Source organism: Gemmobacter lanyuensis (assembly GCF_014652355.1).
Lineage (GTDB): Bacteria > Pseudomonadota > Alphaproteobacteria > Rhodobacterales > Rhodobacteraceae > Gemmobacter > Gemmobacter lanyuensis.
In genome coordinates, this window is the sequence record NZ_BMYQ01000003.1 from 136547 (window position 1) to 158421 (window position 21875).

18 protein-coding genes, 1 tRNA gene and 1 riboswitch are annotated in these 21875 nt (G+C 66.0%); of the genes, 16 read left to right on the forward strand and 3 right to left on the reverse strand.

The window, feature by feature from the left end:
• Positions 1–19: 19 nt before the first annotated feature.
• Positions 20–967 (reverse strand): MBL fold metallo-hydrolase, encoded by a 948-nt coding sequence (locus tag IE101_RS07720; RefSeq protein WP_189633248.1) that lies wholly within the window; start codon positions 965–967, stop codon positions 20–22.
• Positions 968–1036: 69 nt separating this feature from the next.
• Positions 1037–1447: a metallopeptidase family protein gene (locus IE101_RS07725; RefSeq protein ID WP_189633249.1), complete on the reverse strand. Its 411-nt coding sequence runs from the start codon at positions 1445–1447 to the stop codon at positions 1037–1039.
• A gap of 97 nt (positions 1448–1544) precedes the next feature.
• Between IE101_RS07725 and gltX the strand changes: the two genes are divergently transcribed.
• The 9 genes from gltX to IE101_RS07770 all read left to right on the forward strand — a co-directional run bounded on the left by gltX (position 1545) and on the right by IE101_RS07770 (position 10894).
• Positions 1545–2885 carry a glutamate--tRNA ligase gene (gene gltX / locus IE101_RS07730; RefSeq protein ID WP_189633250.1) on the forward strand — a complete coding sequence of 447 codons (1341 nt, stop codon included), beginning with the start codon at positions 1545–1547 and terminating at the stop codon, positions 2883–2885.
• A 106-nt stretch (positions 2886–2991) separates the two neighbouring features.
• Entirely contained in the window at positions 2992–4329 is a 1338-nt protein-coding gene (locus IE101_RS07735; protein ID WP_189633251.1) for an MATE family efflux transporter, read from the forward strand.
• A gap of 73 nt (positions 4330–4402) precedes the next feature.
• A riboswitch (glycine riboswitch) is annotated at positions 4403–4504 on the forward strand.
• 153 nt (positions 4505–4657) lie between these two features.
• Entirely contained in the window at positions 4658–5776 is a 1119-nt protein-coding gene (gcvT, locus tag IE101_RS07740) for a glycine cleavage system aminomethyltransferase GcvT (RefSeq protein ID WP_189633252.1), read from the forward strand.
• A gap of 9 nt (positions 5777–5785) precedes the next feature.
• A complete protein-coding gene (gene gcvH / locus IE101_RS07745) occupies positions 5786–6145 on the forward strand; it encodes a glycine cleavage system protein GcvH (RefSeq protein ID WP_189633253.1) in 360 nt (119 codons plus the stop codon).
• Between the two features lie 115 nt (positions 6146–6260).
• Positions 6261–9101 (forward strand): aminomethyl-transferring glycine dehydrogenase, encoded by a 2841-nt coding sequence (gene gcvP, locus IE101_RS07750; protein WP_189633254.1) that lies wholly within the window; start codon positions 6261–6263, stop codon positions 9099–9101.
• A gap of 114 nt (positions 9102–9215) precedes the next feature.
• The gene (locus IE101_RS07755) at positions 9216–9911 is read left to right on the forward strand and encodes an AzlC family ABC transporter permease (protein WP_189633255.1); all 696 of its coding nucleotides are present in this window, start codon (positions 9216–9218) and stop codon (positions 9909–9911) included.
• Positions 9908–10222: an AzlD domain-containing protein gene (locus IE101_RS07760; protein ID WP_189633256.1), complete on the forward strand. Its 315-nt coding sequence runs from the start codon at positions 9908–9910 to the stop codon at positions 10220–10222. Before IE101_RS07755 ends, IE101_RS07760 begins: the two co-directional genes overlap by 4 nt.
• A gap of 68 nt (positions 10223–10290) precedes the next feature.
• Entirely contained in the window at positions 10291–10734 is a 444-nt protein-coding gene (gene trxC / locus IE101_RS07765) for a thioredoxin TrxC (RefSeq protein WP_189633257.1), read from the forward strand.
• 84 nt (positions 10735–10818) lie between these two features.
• A tRNA-Ala gene (locus tag IE101_RS07770) sits at positions 10819–10894 on the forward strand.
• A gap of 133 nt (positions 10895–11027) precedes the next feature.
• Here the strand turns inward: IE101_RS07770 and carB are convergent.
• Positions 11028–14354 carry a carbamoyl-phosphate synthase large subunit gene (gene carB, locus IE101_RS07775; protein WP_189633258.1) on the reverse strand — a complete coding sequence of 1109 codons (3327 nt, stop codon included), beginning with the start codon at positions 14352–14354 and terminating at the stop codon, positions 11028–11030.
• A 266-nt stretch (positions 14355–14620) separates the two neighbouring features.
• Between carB and IE101_RS07780 the strand changes: the two genes are divergently transcribed.
• The 7 genes from IE101_RS07780 (at position 14621) to IE101_RS07810 (ending at position 21873) form a co-directional block, all read left to right on the forward strand.
• Positions 14621–15736 (forward strand): aminodeoxychorismate synthase component I, encoded by a 1116-nt coding sequence (locus IE101_RS07780; RefSeq protein ID WP_189633259.1) that lies wholly within the window; start codon positions 14621–14623, stop codon positions 15734–15736.
• Positions 15694–16308 carry an aminotransferase class IV family protein gene (locus IE101_RS07785; protein ID WP_373296081.1) on the forward strand — a complete coding sequence of 205 codons (615 nt, stop codon included), beginning with the start codon at positions 15694–15696 and terminating at the stop codon, positions 16306–16308. Before IE101_RS07780 ends, IE101_RS07785 begins: the two co-directional genes overlap by 43 nt.
• Before the next feature lie 123 nt (positions 16309–16431).
• Complete coding sequence (gene aspS, locus IE101_RS07790) at positions 16432–18216, forward strand: aspartate--tRNA ligase (RefSeq protein WP_189633261.1); 1785 nt, start codon at positions 16432–16434, stop codon at positions 18214–18216.
• 86 nt (positions 18217–18302) lie between these two features.
• Complete coding sequence (locus IE101_RS07795; protein WP_189633262.1) at positions 18303–18809, forward strand: DUF1993 family protein; 507 nt, start codon at positions 18303–18305, stop codon at positions 18807–18809.
• A gap of 100 nt (positions 18810–18909) precedes the next feature.
• The gene (locus IE101_RS07800; RefSeq protein ID WP_189633263.1) at positions 18910–20277 is read left to right on the forward strand and encodes a DUF1800 domain-containing protein; all 1368 of its coding nucleotides are present in this window, start codon (positions 18910–18912) and stop codon (positions 20275–20277) included.
• A gap of 10 nt (positions 20278–20287) precedes the next feature.
• Complete coding sequence (locus tag IE101_RS07805; protein ID WP_189633264.1) at positions 20288–21508, forward strand: DUF1501 domain-containing protein; 1221 nt, start codon at positions 20288–20290, stop codon at positions 21506–21508.
• Between the two features lie 20 nt (positions 21509–21528).
• Positions 21529–21873, forward strand: a complete 345-nt coding sequence (locus tag IE101_RS07810) for an MliC family protein (protein WP_189633265.1) — start codon at positions 21529–21531, stop codon at positions 21871–21873.
• The last annotated feature ends 2 nt before the right edge of the window (positions 21874–21875 follow it).

A 21875-nucleotide genomic window follows, 5' to 3' on the forward strand; every position in this document is an offset into this window, starting at 1 on the left:
GCCCCCTGCCTGCGTGCCGTCACCCCTCCATCAGCAGCTGATAGCTGGCGGGGACCATGCGGAACCCGTCGCCCTGCGCCTCAAGATATCCCAGCGCGGGGAAGGGCATGTGATAGCCGATGAAGGGCAACCGATCTGCGGCGATCATGCCCAGCAGGGTCTTGCGCGTGGCCGCTGCGGCGGCCTTGTCCATGTCAAAGCGCACCTCCCATTCAGGGCGTTGCAGCGAAAAGACATAATGGTTCACGGTATCCGCCGTCAGGATCAGCCGCTGCCCACCGCTTTCCAGATGATAGGCCATATGGCCGGGGCTATGGCCAAAGGCCGCCAGTGCGGTGATGCCGGGCGCCACCGTGCCGCCATCGTCCAGCATGGTCATGCGGTCATTCAGCGGTTTGACCTTGGTGTCAAAGCCCTCATTCCCCGCCTGGGACCAATGGTTGTGCTCGGCGCTGCCGGTCACATAGCGGGCCTTGGGGAAGGTCGGCCCGGCGTCGCCGGCAAGGCCGCCGATATGGTCGCCGTGCATATGGGTCAGCACCACGACATCGATCTGGTCGGGGGTATGCCCCGCCGCCGCCAGCGCCGCGGTGATGCCTTCGGGGGCAAGGCCCGTGTCGAACAGCACCAGCTCGGCCCCGGTGTTCACCAGCGTAGGGGTAAAGAAGTTCTGCGTCCGATCCGCTGGCAGAAAGTTCTGCGCGGCCAAGGCGGCGAAATCCTCGGCGCTGGCATTCAGGCCGAAGGTTTCCTGCGGCTTGTCGGTGGTGCGGGTGCCTGCGAGCAGCGGCGTCACCTCGAAGCTGCCCAGTCGGAAGCGCTGGAACAGCGGCAGGGCCGGGCCTTGGGGATCGGCTGCCGCCTGTGCAGGGCGGGTCAGCCCGGCCGAGAGGGGCAGCGCCCCCGCAAGCGGCAGGGCAGCCGCGGCAAACAGCGCGCGGCGGCGGGTCAGGGTCGGGTCGGTCATGGTCGCTCTCCCTTCAGGTTGTTCACCCGAAGGTAGAAAGCCGCGCCCTCACGGCCAATCACGCTTCGGTTATTCCCACCAGGGGTCCACTGCGGCGATCTCGGCATCGGACCAGCCGAAGTGATGGGCAAGCTCGTGCACCAGCACATGGGTCACCATTTCCCCCAGCGAAACATCGCCCCGGTCCAGCCATTCATCCAGAATGGGGCGGCGGAACAGCCAGATCACATCCGGCCCCGTCGGCTGGTCCATCACCGATTTCTCGGTCAGGGGGATGCCCTCATAAAGCCCGGTCAGTTCGAACGGGTCGTCGATCTGCATGGCCGACAGGATATCGGCCGGGGCGAAATCCTCGATACGCACCAGCACACGGGTCGCGGCGGCGCGCCAGGGTTCGGGCAGGGCGATGACCGCCTCATGGGCGAGCTGTTCGATCAGGGCGAGGTCGGGCGCAATCGTCGCGGCGGTGGCATGGGTCATGCCCGGCAGGATAGGGCGCCTGCCGCCCGGTGCAAGCGGGTGATATGGACAAAAGAGCCGTGCCGTGCCAAAGGTCCGGGGTTCAGGAGACATGCCCATGACCACCGCATCCCGGCCCACCGTTACCCGCTTCGCCCCCTCGCCCACCGGCTATATCCATGTCGGCAACCTGCGTACGGCGCTGATGAACTACCTGATCGCCCGCAAGACCGGCGGCACCTTCATCCTGCGTCTGGATGACACCGATCAGGAACGGTCGAAGCAGGAATATGCCGATGGCATCATGCGCGATCTGGAATGGCTGGGCCTGCACTGGGACCGCGTCGAAAAGCAGTCGCTGCGGCTGGATCGCTATCGGGCCGAGGCGGAAAACCTCAAGGCCAAGGCGCGGTTCTATGAATGTTTCGAAAGCCCGGTCGAGCTGGACCTGAAGCGCAAGAAGCTGCTGAACATGGGCAAGCCACCGGTCTATGACCGCGCCTCCTACAAACTGTCGGAGGAGGAGAAGGCCAAGATGCGCGCCGAGGGGCGCGAGGGATACTGGCGTTTCCTGCTCAATCAGACCCGCATCGAATGGGCCGACGGCATCATCGGCCCGGTCAGCATCGATGCGGCCAGCGTGTCGGACCCGGTGCTGATCCGTGCCGATGGGCAGGTGCTGTATACCTTTGCTTCGTCGGTTGATGACATCGACATGGGGGTCACGCATATCGTGCGGGGTGCCGACCATGTGACGAATACCGCCACCCAGATCCAGATCATGGAAGCGATGGGCGGCACGCCCCCGGCCTTTGCCCACCATTCGCTGCTGACCGGCGCGAAGGGCGAAGAGCTGTCTAAGCGTCTGGGCACGCTGTCGCTGCGCGATCTGCGCGCGCGGGGGGTGGAGCCGATGGCGCTGCTGTCGCTGATGGCGCGTCTGGGGTCGTCGAAGCCGGTGGTTCTGGCTGGGTCGATCGATGAGCTGGCCGAGGGCTTTGACGTGGAAAGCTTTGGCACCGCGCCCACGAAATTCGATGCCGAAGACCTGTTCCCGCTGACGCGCCAGCATGTGCAGGGCTTGCCGCTGGATGCCGTGGCGGAACGCATCCGCGCGCTCGGCGTGCCAGAGGACAAGGTCGAAGGGTTCTGGCGTGTGGCCAAGGACAATATCACCGTGCTGGACGATCTGGCCGGGTGGTGGACCCTGTTCCGCGATGGCGCCGAGCCGATGGTCGAGGACGAGGACCGCGAATTCGTGGCGCAGGCGCTGGCCCTGCTGCCTGCCCAGCCCTGGACGGAAAAGACCTGGTCGGAATGGACCACCGCGGTGAAAGAGGCCACGGGCCGCAAGGGCAAGGGGCTGTTCATGCCGCTCCGCAAGGCCTTGACCGGGCAGGCGCATGGGCCGGAAATGGCTGATGTGATGCCGCTGCTGCAGGTGGTGCGCGGGCTGTGAGTGCGGACGGGGGGCTTCGCGCCCCCCGCACCCCCCGCGGGATATTTGAAGACAGAAAATGAAGGGGCGTTGTGCGCCCCTTTTTGCCGTTTCAAGAGGGTGGCCAATGACGCAGGGTCAGGCGAAATTTGTCGAGGGCAGTCTGTTTCGCCATGTGGCGGTCATGTCGCTTACGGCTTCGGTCGGGTTGATGGCGATCTTCGTCGTCGATCTGATCAATATGGTTTACATCAGCTGGCTGCGCGATCCGGTGCTGACGGCGGCGGTGGGCTATGCGGGGGCGGTGCTGTTCTTCACCACGGCCGTCGGCATCGGCCTTTCGGTCGGGGTGTCGGCGCTGGTGGCGCGGGCAGTGGGGGCGCGCGACCCGGCGCTGGCGCGGGATCGGGCGACCGCTGGACTGGTGCTGAGCGCGGGCGTGGGCTGTATCTTTGCCGCCCTTGTCTGGCTGTTCTTGCCGGCCATCGTGGGCTTGCTGGGGGCTGAGGGGCGGGTAGGGGCCGAGACGCTCTGGTTCCTGCAGCTGTCGGTGCCGGGGCAGCCGCTGCTCATGGTGGCCATGGTCGGGGCGGCGGTGCTGCGTGCCCATGGCGAGGCGCGGCGGTCGATGATGGTGACGGTTTGGGGTGCCATCGTGCTGGCGGCACTGGACCCGGTGTTGATCCTTTGGGCCAATCTGGGGCTGACGGGGGCCGCGCTGGCGGGCTGGGGATCGCGCCTCGCCATGGTGGTCATGGCGCTTTGGCCGATCTGGCGGCGGCACGGCGGTTTTGGTGTGGTCTCGGGGCGGATGATCGCCGATCTGGCGCCGGCGCTGGGGGCGATTTCGGCGCCTGCGGTGCTGACGCAGCTGGCAACCCCGGTGGGGCAGGCGATCATCACCCGCATGGTTGCGGGCTATGGCGAGGCGGCCGTGGCGGGCATGGCCATTGCCGGGCGCCTGACGCCGGTGGCCTTCGGGATGATCTTTGCGCTGTCGGGCGCCATCGGCCCGATCATCGGGCAGAACCTGGGTGCCAAGCGTATGGACCGGGTGCGGCGCGGGTTCTGGGATGCCCTGCTTTTTTGTGCGCTGGTCATCATCGGCATGTCGGCCCTGCTGTTTCTGGCCCGTGCGCCCATTGCCGATGTCTTCCATGCCGAGGGGCTGACGCGGGATCTGCTGTATCTGTTCTGCGGGCCGCTGAGCCTGCTGTTCTTCTTCAACGGCATGATCTTTGTCGCCAATGCCGCCTGCAACAATCTGGGCGCGGCCTTCCAGTCGACGCTGGTGAATTGGGGCCGCCACACGCTGGGGACAGTGCCTTTTGCGCTGTGGCTGGGTGCCGCGCATGGGCCGCAGGGGGTGCTGGTGGGGCAGGCGGTGGGGGGCATCGTCTTTGGTCTTCTGGCGGTCTTCCTCGCGCTGCGGGTGATGGATCGCCGGTCTGCGACGCTGCAATAGTCGCTTTCGCGCGGTATCCCGTCGTATTCCATTTTCTGCTTGCCAGCCGCCCCCGCGCCGGGCTAACCCTGTCTTAACAGGATCGGGAGAATCCGGCGGGGGGGCAACCTTCGGAGCCGGTGCCGAAGGAGCAACCGCCCCGGTAAACTCTCAGGCGACAGGACCGTCCTGCACACAGACTCTGGAGAGAGGCGCCTTGGCGCCCGCCGAAGGGATAACGATCTCAGGCGCCCGTGACGGGGTGAGGACAGAGGGGGCACCGCAGGACAGGGGTTGGCCTGTCCGTCCGGTGCCGGAATATCTTCGTCCGGCGGAAGAGGGGGGACGCGTGAGCGACCTTGAACGCTTGGTTCTGCATGATCTGCATGTGGAACTTGGGGGGAAGATGGTTCCCTTCGCGGGCTATGAGATGCCCGTGCAATATGGCCTTGGCGTGATGAAGGAACACCTGCACACGCGCAGCAAGGCCGGTCTTTTCGATGTCAGTCATATGGGTCAGGTGCTTCTGCGGCCGAAGGGCAGCTATGAGGCGACGGCGCTGGCCTTTGAGGCGCTGATGCCGGTCGACGTGCTGGGCGTGGCGCCCGGCCGTCAGCGCTATGGCCTTTTCACCAATGCCGAGGGCGGCATTCTGGATGACCTGATGTTCGCCAACCGGGGCGACCATCTTTTCGTCGTGGTCAATGCGGCCTGCAAGGGACAGGACATCGCCCATATGACGGCGCATCTGTCGGACACGACCGAGGTGATCCCGGTGACGGACCGCGCGCTTTTTGCGTTGCAAGGTCCGGCGGCCGAGGCCGCGCTGGACCGTGTCGCACCGGGTGCTGCCGCCATGCGCTTCATGGATGTGGCGGTGCTGGACAGCGCCTTTGGGCCGCTGTGGGTGTCGCGCTCGGGCTATACCGGCGAAGACGGCTATGAGGTTTCGGTCGAGAACGGGCAGGCCGAGGCGCTGGCCCGCGCGCTGCTGGCGATGGAGGAGGTTGAGGCCATCGGCCTTGGCGCCCGCGACAGCCTGCGCCTTGAGGCCGGGCTTTGCCTTTATGGCCATGACATCGACACCACCACCACGCCGGTCGAGGCCGGTCTGACCTGGGCCATCCAGAAGGCGCGCCGCACCGGTGGCGCCCGGGCCGGGGGCTTCCCCGGTGCCGGCCGCATTCTGGCGGAACTGGCCGATGGTCCGGCCCGCCTGCGCGTCGGGCTGCGCCCCGAAGGCCGCGCCCCGATGCGTGAGGGCGTGGACATCTTCGCCGGGGATACGGCCGTCGGCCGCGTGACCTCGGGCGGGTTCGGCCCCTCGGTCGAAGCGCCGATTGCCATGGGCTATGTCAGCGCGGCGCAGGCCGCCATTGGCACCGTCCTTGAAGGCGAAGTGCGGGGCAAGCGCATGCCGCTGACCGTCGCCGCCATGCCCTTCCAACCCAACACCTACAAACGCTGAGGCGAAACGATGAAATTTACCAAAGAACACGAATGGCTCCGCGTCGAGGGTGACCTCGTGGTGGTGGGCATCACCGAGCATGCGGCCAGCGCGCTGGGGGATGTGGTCTTCGTCGAACTGCCGGACACGGAAATGCAAGTGGCCGCGGGCGACGAGATCTGCGTGATCGAAAGCGTCAAGGCCGCTTCGGACATTCTGGCTCCGGTGGATGGCGAGATCGTCGCCGTGAACGAGGCGCTGTCCGAAACGCCCAGCCTTGTGAACGAAGACCCGCTGGGCGCCGCCTGGTTCTTCAAGATGAAGATCGACGACCTGAGCGTCCTCGACGATTTCATGGATGAAGACGAATACAAGGACATGATCGGCTGACCGCCGGTCTTCTGACCTGACATCGGTGCGGGGCCGGTTAGGCCGTCCCTGCATCCTGCCACCGCCGGCGGGTGCAAAGGCACCTGCCCGGATTGTCACACCCTCGGAGGACGCGATGACCTTCACGCCGACCGATTACAACCCCTATGATTTTGCCAACCGCCGCCACATCGGACCGTCGCCTTCGGAGATGGCCGATATGCTCAAGGCGACCGGGGTGCAGTCGCTCGATCAGCTGATCGACGAAACCATCCCCGCCAGCATCCGCCAGGAAAAGCCGCTGTCATGGGCGCCGCTGTCGGAACATGAGCTGCTGGCGCGCATGCGCGAGGTTGCCGCGCGCAACAAGGTGATGACCAGCCTGATCGGGCAGGGCTATTACGGCACCGTGACCCCCCCGGCCATCCAGCGCAACATCCTGGAAAACCCGGCCTGGTATACTGCCTATACCCCCTACCAGCCCGAAATCGCGCAAGGCCGTCTTGAGGCGCTGCTGAACTATCAGACGATGGTCGCCGATCTGACCGCGCTGCCGGTGGCCAACGCGAGCCTTCTGGACGAAGGCACCGCCGCGGCTGAGGCCATGGCCATGGCCGAGCGCGTCGCCAAATCGAAGGCCCGCGCCTTCTTTGTCGATGAAAACTGCCATCCCCAGACCATCGCCGTGATCCAGACCCGTGCCATGCCGCTGGGGATCGAGATCATCGTGGGCGCCCCCGAGGATATGGATGCCACCGCCGTCTTTGGCGCGATCTTCCAATATCCCGGCACCTGGGGTCATGTCCGCGACCTGACCCCCTGGATCGAGTCGCTGCACGCCGCCAAGGCCGTGGCCGTGGTTGCAACCGACCTTCTGGCGCTGATGATGCTGAAGGCACCGGGTGAAATGGGCGCTGACATCGCCGTCGGTTCGGCACAACGCTTCGGCGTGCCGATGGGCTATGGTGGTCCGCACGCGGCCTTCATGTCCTGCCGCGACGATTACAAGCGCGCCATGCCGGGCCGTATCGTTGGCGTGTCGATCGACGCGCGCGGCAACAAGGCCTATCGCCTGTCGCTGCAAACGCGCGAACAGCATATCCGCCGCGAAAAGGCCACGTCGAACGTCTGCACCGCGCAGGCGCTGCTGGCGGTCATGGCCAGCATGTATGCCGTGTTCCACGGGCCGAAGGGGCTGCGCGCCATCGCGGAGCGTGTCCACAGCTACACCATCCGTCTGGCCAAGGCGCTGCGCGCCGCCGGGGCGACCCTGCCGCAGAAGGGCTTTTTCGACACGATCACCGTCGAGGTGGGCGTGGGGCAGGCCGGTATCCTTGCCGCTGCCCGGGCCGAGGGGCTGAACTTCCGCAAGGTCGGCAATGACCATGTCGGCATCAGCCTTGACGAAACCACCAACGAGGACGTGCTGCGCCGCGTGCTGCGGGCCTTTGGCATCCTCGATGCACCGCTGCCCGAGGGCGATCTGGGCTTCCCGGTCGAACTGCTGCGCACCTCGGAGGTGCTGACCCATCCGGTTTTCCACATGAACCGTGCGGAATCCGAGATGATGCGCTACATGCGCCGCCTGTCGGACCGCGATCTGGCGCTGGACCGGGCGATGATCCCGCTCGGGTCTTGCACCATGAAGCTGAACGCCGCTGCCGAGATGATGCCGATCACCTGGCCCGAATTCGGCAGCCTGCACCCCTTCGTGCCTGCCGATCAGGCCGCTGGCTATGCCGAGGCGATTGCCGATCTGTCGGAAAAGCTGTGCGAAATCACCGGCTATGACGCGATGAGCATGCAGCCCAACAGCGGCGCGCAGGGCGAATATGCCGGGCTTCTGACCATTCAGGCCTATCACCGTGCCCGCGGCGACCTGCAGCGCGACATCTGTCTGATCCCGGTTTCGGCCCATGGCACGAACCCGGCTTCGGCCCAGATGGCGGGGATGAAGGTGGTCGTGGTCAAATCCTCGGCCAATGGCGATGTGGATGTCGATGACTTCCGCGAAAAGGCCGCGCAGGCGGGCGACAAGCTGGCTGCCTGCATGATCACCTATCCCAGCACCCATGGCGTGTTCGAAGAAACCGTGCGCGAGATCTGCGCCATCACCCATGAACATGGTGGGCAGGTCTATATCGACGGCGCGAACATGAACGCGATGGTCGGTCTGGTGAAGCCGGGTGAGATCGGCGGCGATGTGAGCCACCTGAACCTGCACAAGACCTTTGCCATCCCGCATGGCGGCGGCGGTCCCGGCATGGGTCCGATCGGGGTGAAGGCGCATCTGGCTCCCTACCTGCCGGGCCATCCGGAAACCGGCGGGGCCGAAGGCCCGGTCTCGGCGGCGCCTTATGGATCGGCCTCGATCCTGCTGATCAGCTGGGCCTATTGCCTGATGATGGGCGGCGAGGGGCTGACCCAGGCCACCCGCGTCGCGATCCTGAATGCGAACTACATCGCCGCCCGTCTGAAGGGCGCCTATGAGGTTCTGTTCATGGGCAACCGGGGTCGCGTGGCGCATGAATGCATCCTTGACACCCGTCCGTTCGCCGAGGCGGGCGTGACGGTGGATGACATCGCCAAGCGCCTGATCGACAACGGCTTCCACGCGCCCACCATGAGCTGGCCGGTTTCGGGCACGCTGATGGTGGAGCCGACGGAATCGGAAACCAAGGCCGAGATCGACCGCTTCATCACCGCCCTTCTGGCCATCCGCGCCGAGATCAAGGCGGTCGAGGCCGGTGAGATCAGCGCCGAGGACAGCCCCCTGCGCCACGCGCCGCATACGGTGGAGGATCTGGTTGCCGACTGGACGCGCAAATATCCGCGTGAGCAGGGCTGCTTCCCGCCGGGCGCCTTCCGCGTGGACAAATACTGGCCGCCGGTTGGCCGCGTGGATAACGTCCATGGCGACCGCAACCTGATCTGCACCTGTCCGCCGGTCGAAAGCTACGCCCAGGCGGCCGAGTGATCGGGTGAACCCTTTGGCCCGCCCCGCCATGCTGCGGGGCGGGCCTTTTCATGCCCGGACGCCGGGCCGGGTCGCGTTGACCCGCCGTTGGGTGTCAGGTAGCGAGAGGCCATGATGACGGATCAGCCTTCCACGTTTTGGGGCGGTCTGGGGGCGGCGGTGCCGGTGGCGCTTGGCTATTTCCCGATCGCCTTTTCCTTTGGTGTCGCGGCCACGCGGGCAGGGTTTTCCCCGGCCGAGGCCATGGTGTTTTCGACCGTGATGTATTCCGGTGCGGGGCAGTTTCTGGGGATCACGCTGGTTTCGGGCGGGGTGCCGCTGCTTGTGTCGGTCATCACGCTGGTCGCCATGGCGCTGCGCCATGTGATCTATGGCCCCACAGTCCTGAAGGCCGCCGGGGCCGATGCCCGCACCCGCTTTGCGCCCTTCTGGGGCTTCTGGCTGACGGATGAGGTCTTCGGCGCGGCCTTGGGCGAGCTGGCCCGCGGGCAGCGGTTTTCGGAGCGCTTCATGGCGGGGCTCGGCTTTGGGGCCTGGGCGGCCTGGGGCAGCGGCACACTGCTGGGGGCCTTGGCCGGGGGCGGGGCGCTGGCGGCCTATCCGGCGGTCGAGGCGGGGCTGGGCTTCATGCTGCCTGCCCTGTTCCTTGCGCTGCTGCTGTCGATCCTGTCGCGGGCGCAGGTGCCGGTTATTGCGGTGGCGGGGCTGGTGACAACCGGCGTCACGCTGGCCGGAAGCCCCACGGCGGGCATTCTGCTGGGGATGCTGGCCGGGGCGCTGGCGGGGCTGGCACGGAAGGGGGCGGCATGATGCGGATCGAGGTTCTGGCGCTGGCGGTGCTGGTCGGGGTGGCGACTTGGGCCTTCCGCAGCCTGCCCATGCGGTTCGATCTGTCGGGCCTGCGCCCGGAAGGCGGGCTGTCGCGCCTGCTGGGGGCGACCGGCCCGGCCGCAATTGCGGCGCTGTTCGTCGCGTCGATCCTGCCTTTGGTGGCGGGCGGGCAGGGGCTGCCCTTCTGGGGCGGCAGTGCGGCGGTCATCGCGCTATGGCTCTGGCGGCGGTCGGTCGTTTTGGCCACGCTGGGCGGCGCCTTGGCCTTTGGCCTTCTGTCGTTGGTTTGACCCCCCTTGCAGCCGAGGCAGGGCGCGCCAATATATTCCTAAACTGGAATTTGATCTGGGGGCCGATCATGGAAGCCGTGAAACTGACATGCACCACCTGCGGGCAGGCCAATCGCATCCCGCGCGACCGTCTGGCCCAAGGGCCGAAATGCGGCAGCTGCGGCGAGCCCTTGGCCAATGGCCGCGTACATGAGCTGGATCAGCTCAGCCATGACAAGGCCGTGCGCGGGGATGAGCTGCCGCTTCTGGTCGATTACTGGGCGCCCTGGTGTGGCCCCTGCCGGGCCATGGCACCGGAATTTGCCAAGGCCGCAGGCGCGTTGGCCCCGGCAGTGCGCTTTGCCAAGCTGAACACGCAAGACCACCCCGAGATCGCCGGGCGCGCCCGCATCCAAGGGATTCCGGCGCTCGTGCTTTATCATCGTGGGCGTGAGATCGCGCGTCTTGCGGGCGCTCGCCCTGCCGCGCAGATCGCGGATTTCGTGCGGCAGAACCTTGCCGGGCGCGGCTGAAGCTGCGCTGAAAATACAGCTATTTTCCGCCCGCAGAGACGCTTGACATTCCCGTTTCGATTGGCGAAAACCCATCTCGGTCGAGGGGCAGTAGCTCAGTTGGGAGAGCGCGTCGTTCGCAATGACGAGGTCAGGGGTTCGATCCCCCTCTGCTCCACCAAGACCCTTCGCAAGCGGCGCCTTCGGGCGCCGTTTTGCATTTCCGGCCCCTGATATCGCGCGGCGCCGGGCCAAGGGCAAAAGAAAAGGGCCGGGTTTCCCCGGCCCCCTGTTCCCTTGCCAAACGGCGCAGGTCAGCCCTGCAGCGTCCGCACGCCATAGCCTTCGCCGCGCGCCTTCATGGCCGCCACAGCGGCAATCGAGGCCGCCGCGGTGGTGAAGTAGGGGATCTTGTCCATCAGCGCGACGCGACGGATGTCGCGGCTGTCGGCCAGCGCCTGCGCGCCCTCGGTCGTGTTCATCACCAGCGCGATGTCGCCGTTTTTCAGGCTGTCCACGATGTTAGGGCGGCCTTCATAGACCTTGTTCACCGGGGTGGCGGTGATGCCCTGCTCGGCCAGCCAGGCGCCGGTGCCACGTGTGGCCACGATCTCGAACCCGAGGGTGATCAGGCCGCGCGCGGCCTCGGCCATGGCTTCGGTCTTGTCCATGTCCTTGATCGACAGGAACACCCGGCCGCTTTCGGGCAGATGCGTGCCCGCGCCCATCTGCGCCTTGAGGAAGGCCAGCGCGAAGGTGCGATCCCAGCCCATGACCTCGCCGGTCGAACGCATTTCCGGCCCGAGGAGCGGGTCCACACCGGGGAAGCGGGCGAAGGGCAGCACGGCCTCCTTGACGCTGAACCAGGGCGTGATCGGATTGGCCAGCGTGTTGGGATCGGCCAGCGGCAGCACCGAATCCGGGCCGGTGCCTTCGCCATAGGGCGCGCGGTCGGGGAAGTTCGACAGCGGCTCACCGGCCATCAGACGCGCGGCGATCGAGGCGATGGCGCTATCGGTCGCCTTGGCGACGAAGGGCACGGTGCGGCTCGCGCGCGGGTTCACCTCAAGCACGTAGATCACACCATCCTTGATGGCGAATTGCACGTTCATCAGGCCCACGACATGCAGCGCCCGCGCCATCAGCACGGTCTGGCGCTTCAGTTCTTCCACCGTCTCCGCGCTCAGCGAATGGGGCGGCAGGCAGCAGGCGCTGTCGCCCGAATGGACGCCAGCCTCTTCGATGTGTTCCATGATGCCCGCAACATGGACATTCTCGCCATCGCAGAGCGCATCGACATCCACCTCGATCGCGCCCGCCAGATAGCTGTCCAGCAGCACCGGGTTGTCGCCCGAAACCTGCACGGCGGTGGCGATATAGCGTTCCAGATGTTCGTCCGAACGCACGATCTCCATCGCGCGGCCGCCCAGCACGAAGGAGGGGCGGATCACCAGCGGATAGCCCACCTGCGCCGCCACGGCGAAGGCTTCGTCGCGCGACCGGGCGGTGCCGTTGACCGGCTGCTTCAGGCCCAGCTCGTTCAGCAGTTTCTGGAACCGCTCACGGTCTTCGGCCAGATCGATGGCATCGGGCGTGGTGCCGAGGATCGGGATCCCTTCTTCATGCAGCGCATTGGCGAGCTTGAGCGGCGTCTGGCCGCCGAACTGCACGATCACGCCATGCAGCGTGCCGTTTTCCTGTTCGACGCGCAGGATTTCCAGCACATGTTCCAGCGTCAGCGGTTCGAAATACAGACGGTCCGAGGTGTCATAGTCGGTCGACACGGTTTCCGGGTTGCAGTTGACCATGATGGTTTCATAGCCCTGCGCGGTCAGCGCGAAGCAGGCATGGCAGCAGCAATAGTCGAACTCGATCCCCTGGCCGATCCGGTTCGGGCCACCGCCGAGGATGACGACCTTCTTGGCGTTGGAGGGACGGCTTTCGCATTCCACATCGCCCATCGCGGGGGCCTCATAGGTGGAATACATATAGGGGGTCTGCGCCTCGAATTCGGCGGCGCAGGTGTCGATGCGCTTGAAGACGGCCTTGACGCCCAGGGCGCGACGGGCGCGGCGGACTTCGGTTTCCGACCCGGCGGTCAGTTTGGCCAGACGGGCATCGGTGAAGCCCATCATCTTGAGTGCACGCAGGCCTTCGGCATCAGTCGGCAGACCGGCTTCGCGGATTTCGGCCTCGGCGTCGATGATTTCGCGGATGCGCGACAGGAACCACGGGTCGAAGCTGGTGGCCTGCTGGATTTCGTCATTGGTCAGACCGTGGCGCATGGCCTGGGCGATGACGCGCAGACGGTCGGGGGTTTGCTGACCCAGCGCCTTGAAGATGGAAGCCTTGTCCGGCGCGCCGGGGATGGCGATCTCGTCAAAGCCGGTCAGGCCGGTCTCAAGGCTCGCCAGCGCCTTTTGCAGCGATTCATGGATGGTGCGGCCGATGGCCATGACCTCACCCACCGATTTCATCGCGGTGGTCAGGTTGTTTTCCGATCCGGGGAACTTTTCAAAGGCAAAGCGCGGGATCTTGGTCACGACATAGTCGATCGAGGGTTCGAAGGACGCGGGCGTGACCTTGGTGATGTCATTGTCCAGCTCGTCGAGCGTATAGCCCACGGCCAGTTTCGCGGCGATCTTGGCAATCGGGAAGCCCGTCGCCTTCGAGGCCAGCGCCGAAGACCGCGACACACGCGGGTTCATTTCGATCACGACCATGCGGCCGTCCTTGGGGTTGATCGCCCATTGGACGTTCGAGCCGCCGGTTTCCACACCGATTTCACGCAGCACGGCGATCGAGCCGTTCCGCATGATCTGATATTCCTTGTCGGTCAGGGTCAGGGCAGGGGCCACGGTGATCGAGTCACCGGTATGCACGCCCATCGGGTCGATGTTTTCGATCGAGCAGACGATGATGGCGTTGTCCTTGCGGTCACGCACCACCTCCATCTCATATTCTTTCCAGCCGAGCAGCGATTCATCGACCAGAACCTGCGCCACGGGCGAGGCCTCAAGCCCCGATTTCACGATGGCCTCATAGTCGTCGCGGTTATAGGCGACGCCGCCGCCGGTGCCGCCCAGGGTGAAGGCGGGGCGGATGATGGCGGGCAGACCCACATATTCCAGTTGTTTGACGGCCTCGGCCACGCCTGCTGCGATGTCGAACTTGCCGTTCACCTTGGGGGCGGCAATGATGGTGGCCTTGGGGTTTTCAAGGCCCAGACGGTCCATCGCTTCGCGGAAGAGCTTGCGGTCTTCGGCCATCTCGATGGCTTCGCGATTGGCGCCGATCAGCTTGACGTTGAACTTTTCCAGCACGCCCATGTCATCCAGCGCAAGCGTGGTGTTCAGGCCGGTCTGGCCGCCCATCGTCGGCAGGATCGCGTCGGGGCGTTCCTTTTCGATGATCTTGGCGACGACCTCGGGGGTGATCGGTTCGATATAGGTGGCATCGGCCAGGCCCGGATCGGTCATGATCGTCGCCGGGTTCGAGTTGACGAGGATGACGCGATAGCCTTCCTCGCGCAGTGCCTTGCAGGCCTGTGCGCCCGAATAGTCGAATTCGCAGGCCTGCCCGATGACAATGGGCCCCGCACCGATGATCATGATGGAGGAGATATCGGTTCTTTTCGGCATGGCGGACCCCGTGTGTGCTTGCAGACCGCGCCCCGTGCGGAGAGCGGTAATCTGGATTCGATGGCGAAGCGCAAATTGACGGGGGTTATAGTCAGCAAGCGTCGCGGCGCAAGGGTGAATGCGCGTCGCGGTCTGCGGGGTGGCAGACTTGTCCGGCTGGTCAAAAACGGGCCGGTGCCCGTGTCGCGGGCCAGAAGGTCGCTTGCGGACTGGTCGAGCCGCCCCCCCGGTGCTAGATCGCCCCGCATCAGCCAAGGAGTAAAGACGTGATCCTGCTGGAACATGGCCCTCAGGGCCGCGCCGCACAGTTCACCGCACCCAAAGAGGTGATCGTGGCCCATGAGGCCGCCGAGGTTGCGCCCGCGCTGGCGCGGCTGGATGCGGCACGGGCGGCGGGGGGCTGGATCGCCGGTTATGTCTCTTATGAGGCGGGTTATGCGCTCGAGCCGAAGCTGGCGGCGCTGATGCCGGCCGAGCGCGATCATCCGCTGGTGGCCTATGGTGTTTATGACGCCCCCGAAGCCGCGGAGCCGGTGGAAGGCAGCGCCCATCTGGCGCCCCTGCGCCCCATGGTTTCACGCGAGGATTACGGCACCGCCTTTGATGCGGTGGCGGCCTATATCCGGGCGGGCGATTGCTATCAGATCAACCTGACCTTCCCGATGGAGACAGAGCTGACCGGCACGCCCCTTGGCCTTTATGCGGCGCTGAAGGCGCGGCAGGCAGTGGGGCTGGGGGCTTATCTCGACCTTGGGGTGGGGCCGGTGATCGTCTCCCGCTCGCCCGAGCTGTTCTTTTCGGTCAGCGCGCAGGGCCGGATCGAGGCCCGCCCGATGAAGGGGACCGCCCCGCGCGGGGCCGACCCCGAAGAGGATCAGGCCCTGGCACAGGAACTTTACCTGTCCGAAAAGGCGCGGGCGGAAAACCTGATGATCGTTGATCTTTTGCGCAACGACATCTCGCGGCTGGCCGAGGTGGGGTCGGTGCGTGTGCCCGAACTCTATGCGGTTGAACCCTTTGCCACCGTCCATCAGATGAGCAGCCGCGTCGTGGGCCAGCTGGTCGAACCGCCCAGCCTTGCGCGGCTGATGACGGCACTGTTCCCCTGCGGCTCGATCACCGGTGCGCCGAAGATCCGCGCGATGCAGATCATCCGCGAGGTCGAACCCTTTGCCCGCGGCGTCTATTGCGGGGCGATCGGCTGGATGGCGCCCGACGGGGCCGCCGCCTTCAACGTGGCGATCCGCACCCTTTCGATCTGGGGGCAGCGGGTGGTGCTGAATGTGGGGGGCGGGGTGGTCTTTGATTCCACCGCCCAGGGCGAATGGGAGGAAGCGCATTGGAAAGCACGCTACGCGTCGGCGTTGAGCCGGTCCGCCTGATCGAGACGCTGCTCTGGGACGGCGCGGCTTACCCACGGCAGGCCGGGCATCTCGCGCGGCTGGTGCGGTCGGCCGCGGCGCTGGGGTTTCTCTGTGATCCTGCTGCCGTTCTGGCCGCCCTGCCGCGCCCCGAAGGCCCGGCCCGTGTGCGCCTGACGCTGGGCGCCGGTGGGGATAGCGAGGTGACGGTCGCGCCGCTTCCCCCCGCCGCGCCGCAATGGCGGCTGAAACTTGCCGCGCCGCGGCTGGATTCGGCCGACCCTTGGCTGCGCGTCAAAAGCACCCGCCGCGGCGTTTATGACGCCGCCCGCGCCGCGCTGCCGCCCGGCACCGAAGAACTGATCTTCTGCAATGAACGCGATGAAGTCTGCGAGGGCACGATCACCAATCTGTTCTTCGACCGCGGGCAGGGGATGCGGACGCCGCCACTCAGCTCGGGCCTTCTGCCGGGGGTGCTGCGCGCCGAACTGGCCCTGCCGGAAGAGCCGCTGCTGCGGGTCGATCTGCCGCATGTGCGGCTGTGGGTGGGCAATGCGCTGCGCGGGCTGGTCCCCGCCGTCTGGCTGGGCTGACCCGAAAGATTTTGCCGCCCACCCGCCTTCAATGCAGGGCGCGCCACCCTGCCGGGGTTGACTTGACCCGCGCCCCGGTGTGTATCGGCGCATCAGGATGAAAGCCTCGGAAAGGGGAGCGTGATGCACGCCTATCGCAGCCATACTTGTGCGCAACTCAACAAGGATCACGTGGGCCAGAATGTGCGCCTGTCGGGCTGGGTCCATCGCGTGCGCGACCATGGCGGCGTGCTGTTCATCGACCTGCGCGACCACTACGGCATCACGCAGGTTCTGGCCGACAGCGACAGCCCTGCCTTCGCCGACATCGAAAAGCTGCGCGCCGAATGGGTGATCTGCATCGATGGCGTGGTCAAGGCGCGGGACGCAAGCCTTGTGAACCCCAAGCTCGCCACCGGCGAGATCGAGGTCTATGCCAAGGGCATGACCGTACTGGGCGCGGTTGAGGGCGATCTGCCCATGCCGGTCTTCGGCGATGTCGATTACCCGGAAGAAACCCGCCTGACCTATCGCTTCCTCGACCTGCGCCGCGAAAAGCTGCACAACAACATGATGCTGCGCTCGAACGTTGTGCGCCATCTGCGCAACGCGATGTGGGATCAGGGCTTCAACGAATTCCAGACCCCGATCATCACCGCCTCGTCGCCCGAAGGGGCGCGCGACTTCCTGGTGCCGTCGCGTCTGCATCCGGGCAAGTTCTATGCGCTGCCGCAGGCGCCGCAGCAGTTCAAGCAGCTGATCATGGTTGCGGGCTTTGACCGCTACTTCCAGATCGCGCCCTGCTTCCGCGATGAAGACCCGCGCGCCGACCGCAGCCCGACCGATTTCTACCAGCTCGATGTCGAAATGTCCTTTGTCGAACAGGAAGACATCTTCGCCGCCGTCCAGCCCGTCATTCAGGGCCTGTTCGAGAAATTCCGCCCCGATTGCAAAACCGCGACCGACTGGCCGCGCATCGCCTATCGTGACGCGCTGCTGTGGTACGGGTCGGACAAGCCCGACCTGCGCAACCCGATCAAGATGCAGGTGGTGAGCGATCACTTCCGCGGGTCGGGCTTTGCGGTCTTTGCGAAACTGCTCGAAAACGAAGGCACCCAGATCCGTGCGATCCCGGCGCCCACCGGCGGCAGCCGCAAGTTCTGCGACCGCATGAACGCCTTCGCGCAGAAAGAGGGCCTGCCGGGCATGGGCTATATCTTCTGGCGCGAGGCCGAGGATGGCTCGGGCATGGAAGCGGCCGGCCCGCTGGCCAAGAACATCGGCCCCGAGCGAACCGAGGCGATCCGTCAGCAGCTGGGTCTGGGCAAGGGCGATGCGGCCTTCTTCCTGGGCGGCAAGCCAGAACAGTTCGAAAGCTTCGCCGGGCGCGCCCGCAATGAGATCGGCCGCGAGCTGGGGCTGGCGGAAACCGATACCTTCCGCTTTGCCTGGATCGTGGACTTCCCGATGTATGAGAAAACCGACGAGGGCAAGATCGACTTCAGCCACAACCCCTTCTCGATGCCGCAAGGCGGGATGGAGGCGCTGAACGGCGATCCGCTGCAGGTTTACGCCTATCAATATGACCTGGCCTGCAACGGCTATGAGCTGATCTCGGGCGGCATCCGCAACCACAAGCCGGAAATCATGTTCAAGGCCTTTGAACTGGCGGGCTACCCGGCCAGCGAGGTCGAAAAGCGGTTCGGCGGCATGGTCAAGGCGTTCAAATACGGCGCCCCGCCCCACGGTGGCTGCGCCATGGGCATCGACCGCGCGGTCATGCTGCTGGCGGATGAGATGAACATCCGCGAAGTCATCATGTTCCCGATGAACCAGCGCGCGGAAGACCTGCTGATGGGTGCCCCGTCCGAACCCATGAACGAACAGCTGCGCGAACTGCGCCTGCGCGTGGTGCCGAAAGACGCCTGAGGGCGCCTGCCCTCGGGGGGCGGCCCTGGGTGAAAACATGATCTGGCCCCGCGCTTTTGCGGGGCCTGTGCCTGTCAGGGAAAGCCATGCTGCCGCCGATCTATGCCGCCTCGGTTCCGGTTTTCGTGCATTATCTGGAACGACTGGCCGCGCTGGTCGAAAAGACCGCCCATCAGGAACAGGTATTGGGCGCACGGCTGGCGCCCGACATGTTCACCGCAGCGCAACAGGTGGCGACGGCCACCGATTTTGCCCTGCGCGTGGCCTTTGCGCTGGCCGATGCACCGCTGCCCGCGATCGAGGATCACGGCATGGACCGTATCGGCCTTGGCCGCCGCATCGTGGCCGCGCGGGTGGCGCTGACTGCGCTGCCGCCCGACGCCTTTGCCGATGCCGCAGACCGGCGCATCCGCCACCGCGCGGGCTTTGCCGTGCTGGACCAGTCGGGGCATGACTTCCTGCATCTCTTCGGGATGCCGAATTTCTGCTTCCATGCCTCGATGGCCTTTGCCGTGCTGCGGGCGCAGGGGCTTGAAATCGGCAAGGCCGATTTTGACGGCCAGCACGATTATCCGCACGGCTTCCGCTTCTGATCCGGCGGAAAACCGCAACCCTGCAGGGCAGGGGGCTGCAAAGGGCGGCGGTCGCGCCTAGATTGCCGCCAAGCCCCATCCGGGGAACAGCGGAGACCCCATGCCCGATACTGCCGTGATTGCCGCCTTCCGTTTTGGCTTTGGCCTGCCGATGGTCGCAAACACCCCCCAGACCACCGAGGAGATGCTTTTGTCGCTGGGGGGGCCGGATCGCGGCCGCCTGATCTGGCCCGGCCCGACGCCTGATGAGGTGCTGGCCCTTTACCGCGAGGCGATCGCGGCACGTCGGGCGGCACAGGGCCAGCCGCGCAAAAGCCCGGTCCGGCGGGCCCATAACCAGATCCTCAAGGCTGTGCTGGATCAGGAGACGGGTTTTCTGCGCCGGACCCTTGCCCGCGCCATCGACAGCCCCGATCCTTTCCGCGAAAGGCTGGCGCTGTTCTGGCACGACCATTTCACCGCCATTCCGCGTCTGCGCGATCAGGCTGCCACGACCGCAAGCCGCGGTGACCATGCCATCCGGCCACATCTGGCCGGTCGGTTTGCCGATATGCTGCGGTCCGCGATCCTGCATCCGGCGATGCTGATCGGTCTGGATCAGGTCGCCTCGACGGGGCCGAATTCGCGCACCGGACGCGAGCGCGGCAAGGGCCTGAACGAAAATCTGGCACGGGAGCTGATCGAGCTGCATACACTGGGCGTCGGCGCGCATTATTCCCAGAAGGATGTGACCCAGCTTGCCGAACTTTTGACCGGTCTTGATATTTCGGGCGAGACGGGATTGTCCTTCGATGCCGCGCGGTCCGAACCGGGGGCCGAGACGGTTCTGGGCACGCGCTATGACGGGCGGGGAATGAAACCCATTCTGCAGGTCCTGGATGATCTGGCCCGCCGGCCCGAAACCGCGCGTCACCTTGCGCATAAGCTTGCCGTGCATTTCCTGTCGGATGACCCCGACCCGGCGCTGGTGGCGCGCATGGCGGATGCCTATCTGGAACAGGACACCCGCCTTTTGCCCGTCTATGCGGAACTGCTGCGCGCAGACGCGGCCCGGTCACCCCGCATGTCCAAGGCGCGCCAGCCGGTTGAATTCATGGCCTGCGCCCTGCGTGCCCTGGGCCTGACCGGGGCCGAGGTGATGCGGATGAGCCGCAATCCCTTTCTTCGCATGATCCGAGAGCCGATGGCTGTCATGGGTCAGCCATGGGAGGCGCCGCGAGGCCCCGACGGTTGGCCCGAGGCGCCGGAGGCCTGGATATCCCCCCAAGGGCTTGCGGCCCGCATCACCTGGTCGATGGAGGTGCCGGGGCGGCTGGTCAATGGCGGTATGCCGGACGCGCGCACGGTCATGGACCGCGCCCTTGGCCCCATGGCGGGGCCCGCGCTGCAACAGGCGGTGGGGCGGGCGGCCTCGCCTCGTGAAGGGGTGGGGCTGGTGCTGGCCGCGCCCGAATTCAACCGACGCTGAGGGGGACCCCATGGCACAGATGAACCGCAGGCTGTTTCTGCGCGCCGGGGCGGCGGCGCTTATGGGCTGTTCTGCTGCCGCAAGCCCGCTTCTGACGACGGTGACGCTGGCCGGAGGGGCGCCGATGTTGGGCGATCACCGCCTGGTCGTGGTGATCCTGCGCGGCGGGCTTGATGGGCTGGATATGGTGCAGCCCGTCGCTGACCCGCTGTTTTCGACCTATCGCCCCGGTCTGACCCGGACGCCGGGCCTTCCGCTTGACGGGATCTTTGCGCTGAATGCGCGGCTTGCGGGCCTCATGCCGCTATGGAAGGCGGGGGAGCTGGCCTTTGTCCATGCCACCTCAACCCCCTACCGCGACAAGCGCAGCCATTTCGACGGGCAGGACATTCTCGAGGCCGGGACCGGGCTGGACGTGCCCATGCCCGAGGTGCGCGACGGCTGGCTCAACCGGATGCTGCAGGCGATCCCGGGGCTGGGGGCGGAAACGGCCTATGCCGTGGGGCGCGAGGCGCTGCCACTGCTGGCCGGTGCCGCGCCGGTGCGCAGCTGGGTGCCGGATCAGCGGTTGCGCCTGTCCGATACCAGCCGGGCGCTGCTGGAACGGGTGTACCATGACGATCCGCTGTTTCATGCCGCAGCGATGGAGGCGATGGATCTGGCCGATGAGATGGACGGCACCGGGGGCATGGCAGAGGGGATGACCCGGCCCCCGAAGGCCCGAGGGGGGCGGCAGGCCGATGCCGAGGCGCTGGCTTCCTTTGCGGCGGGGCGTTTGCAGGACGCGGCGCGGATCGCGGCCTTTTCGCTTTCCGGCTGGGATTCGCACGGCAACCAGGCTTCGTCCCTGGTGCAAAGCTATGCCGCGCTTGAGGCATTGCTTTTGCGATTGCGCGCCGATCTTGGGCCGGTCTGGGGCAAGACGGCCGTGCTGGCCATGACCGAATTCGGCCGGACGGCGCGCGAAAATGGGACGGGCGGCACCGATCACGGCACGGGTGGCGCCATGCTCATGGCGGGCGGAGCGATCCGGGGCGGGCGGATCTATGGCGATTGGCCCGGGCTTGAAGAGGCCGCGCTTTATGACCGGCGCGATCTGATGCCCACGTCTGATGTCCGGGGCTGGGCCGCATGGGCCCTGCATGGGCTGTTCGGTCTGGACCGCAGCGTGCTGGAAACGGCGGTCTTTCCCGGCCTGGACATGGGGTCTGATCCCCGTTTCCTGGCGTAATCCTGAATCGGAGCTTCAACATGCTGCGTTCCTTGCTGATCCTTGCCGCGCTGATCCCCGCAGACCGCGTGCTTGCGCAAGAGGCCACGGTGGCGACGGAAACCTACCGATGCGACCGTGGGGCCATGGTGACGGCGACCTATCTCAACCTCGGGGATCGCAGCTTTGCGGTGCTGGGTTTCGAGGGGCGTCAGATGGGGTTTGAGGTGGATATCTCTGCCTCGGGCGCGCGCTATGTGGCCCGTGAGGGGACCGAGCCCTTTGTATGGTGGACCAAGGGCAGCGATGCCATGCTGTTGCATGGACAGGGTGATGCCGAAGCGATCGTTTATTCCGGTTGCCGCACCTTGCCCCCGCTGCCCTGAGA

Bases quoted from the DNA above. Each gene is read 5' to 3' on its own strand.
- IE101_RS07755 (WP_189633255.1), top strand. From the start codon at position 9,216: ATGACGGATCAGCCTTCCACGTTTTGGGGCGGTCTGGGGGCGGCGGTG.
- IE101_RS07800 (WP_189633263.1), top strand. From the start codon at position 18,910: ATGCCCGATACTGCCGTGATTGCCGCCTTCCGTTTTGGCTTTGGCCTG.
- aspS (WP_189633261.1), top strand. From the start codon at position 16,432: ATGCACGCCTATCGCAGCCATACTTGTGCGCAACTCAACAAGGATCAC.
- IE101_RS07760 (WP_189633256.1), top strand. From the start codon at position 9,908: ATGATGCGGATCGAGGTTCTGGCGCTGGCGGTGCTGGTCGGGGTGGCG.
- trxC (WP_189633257.1), top strand. From the start codon at position 10,291: ATGGAAGCCGTGAAACTGACATGCACCACCTGCGGGCAGGCCAATCGC.
- IE101_RS07735 (WP_189633251.1), top strand. From the start codon at position 2,992: ATGACGCAGGGTCAGGCGAAATTTGTCGAGGGCAGTCTGTTTCGCCAT.
- gcvP (WP_189633254.1), top strand. From the start codon at position 6,261: ATGACCTTCACGCCGACCGATTACAACCCCTATGATTTTGCCAACCGC.
- IE101_RS07805 (WP_189633264.1), top strand. From the start codon at position 20,288: ATGGCACAGATGAACCGCAGGCTGTTTCTGCGCGCCGGGGCGGCGGCG.
- IE101_RS07810 (WP_189633265.1), top strand. From the start codon at position 21,529: ATGCTGCGTTCCTTGCTGATCCTTGCCGCGCTGATCCCCGCAGACCGC.
- gcvH (WP_189633253.1), top strand. From the start codon at position 5,786: ATGAAATTTACCAAAGAACACGAATGGCTCCGCGTCGAGGGTGACCTC.
- IE101_RS07720 (WP_189633248.1), bottom strand. From the start codon at position 967: ATGACCGACCCGACCCTGACCCGCCGCCGCGCGCTGTTTGCCGCGGCT.
- IE101_RS07725 (WP_189633249.1), bottom strand. From the start codon at position 1,447: ATGACCCATGCCACCGCCGCGACGATTGCGCCCGACCTCGCCCTGATC.
- IE101_RS07795 (WP_189633262.1), top strand. From the start codon at position 18,303: ATGCTGCCGCCGATCTATGCCGCCTCGGTTCCGGTTTTCGTGCATTAT.
- gltX (WP_189633250.1), top strand. From the start codon at position 1,545: ATGACCACCGCATCCCGGCCCACCGTTACCCGCTTCGCCCCCTCGCCC.
- carB (WP_189633258.1), bottom strand. From the start codon at position 14,354: ATGCCGAAAAGAACCGATATCTCCTCCATCATGATCATCGGTGCGGGG.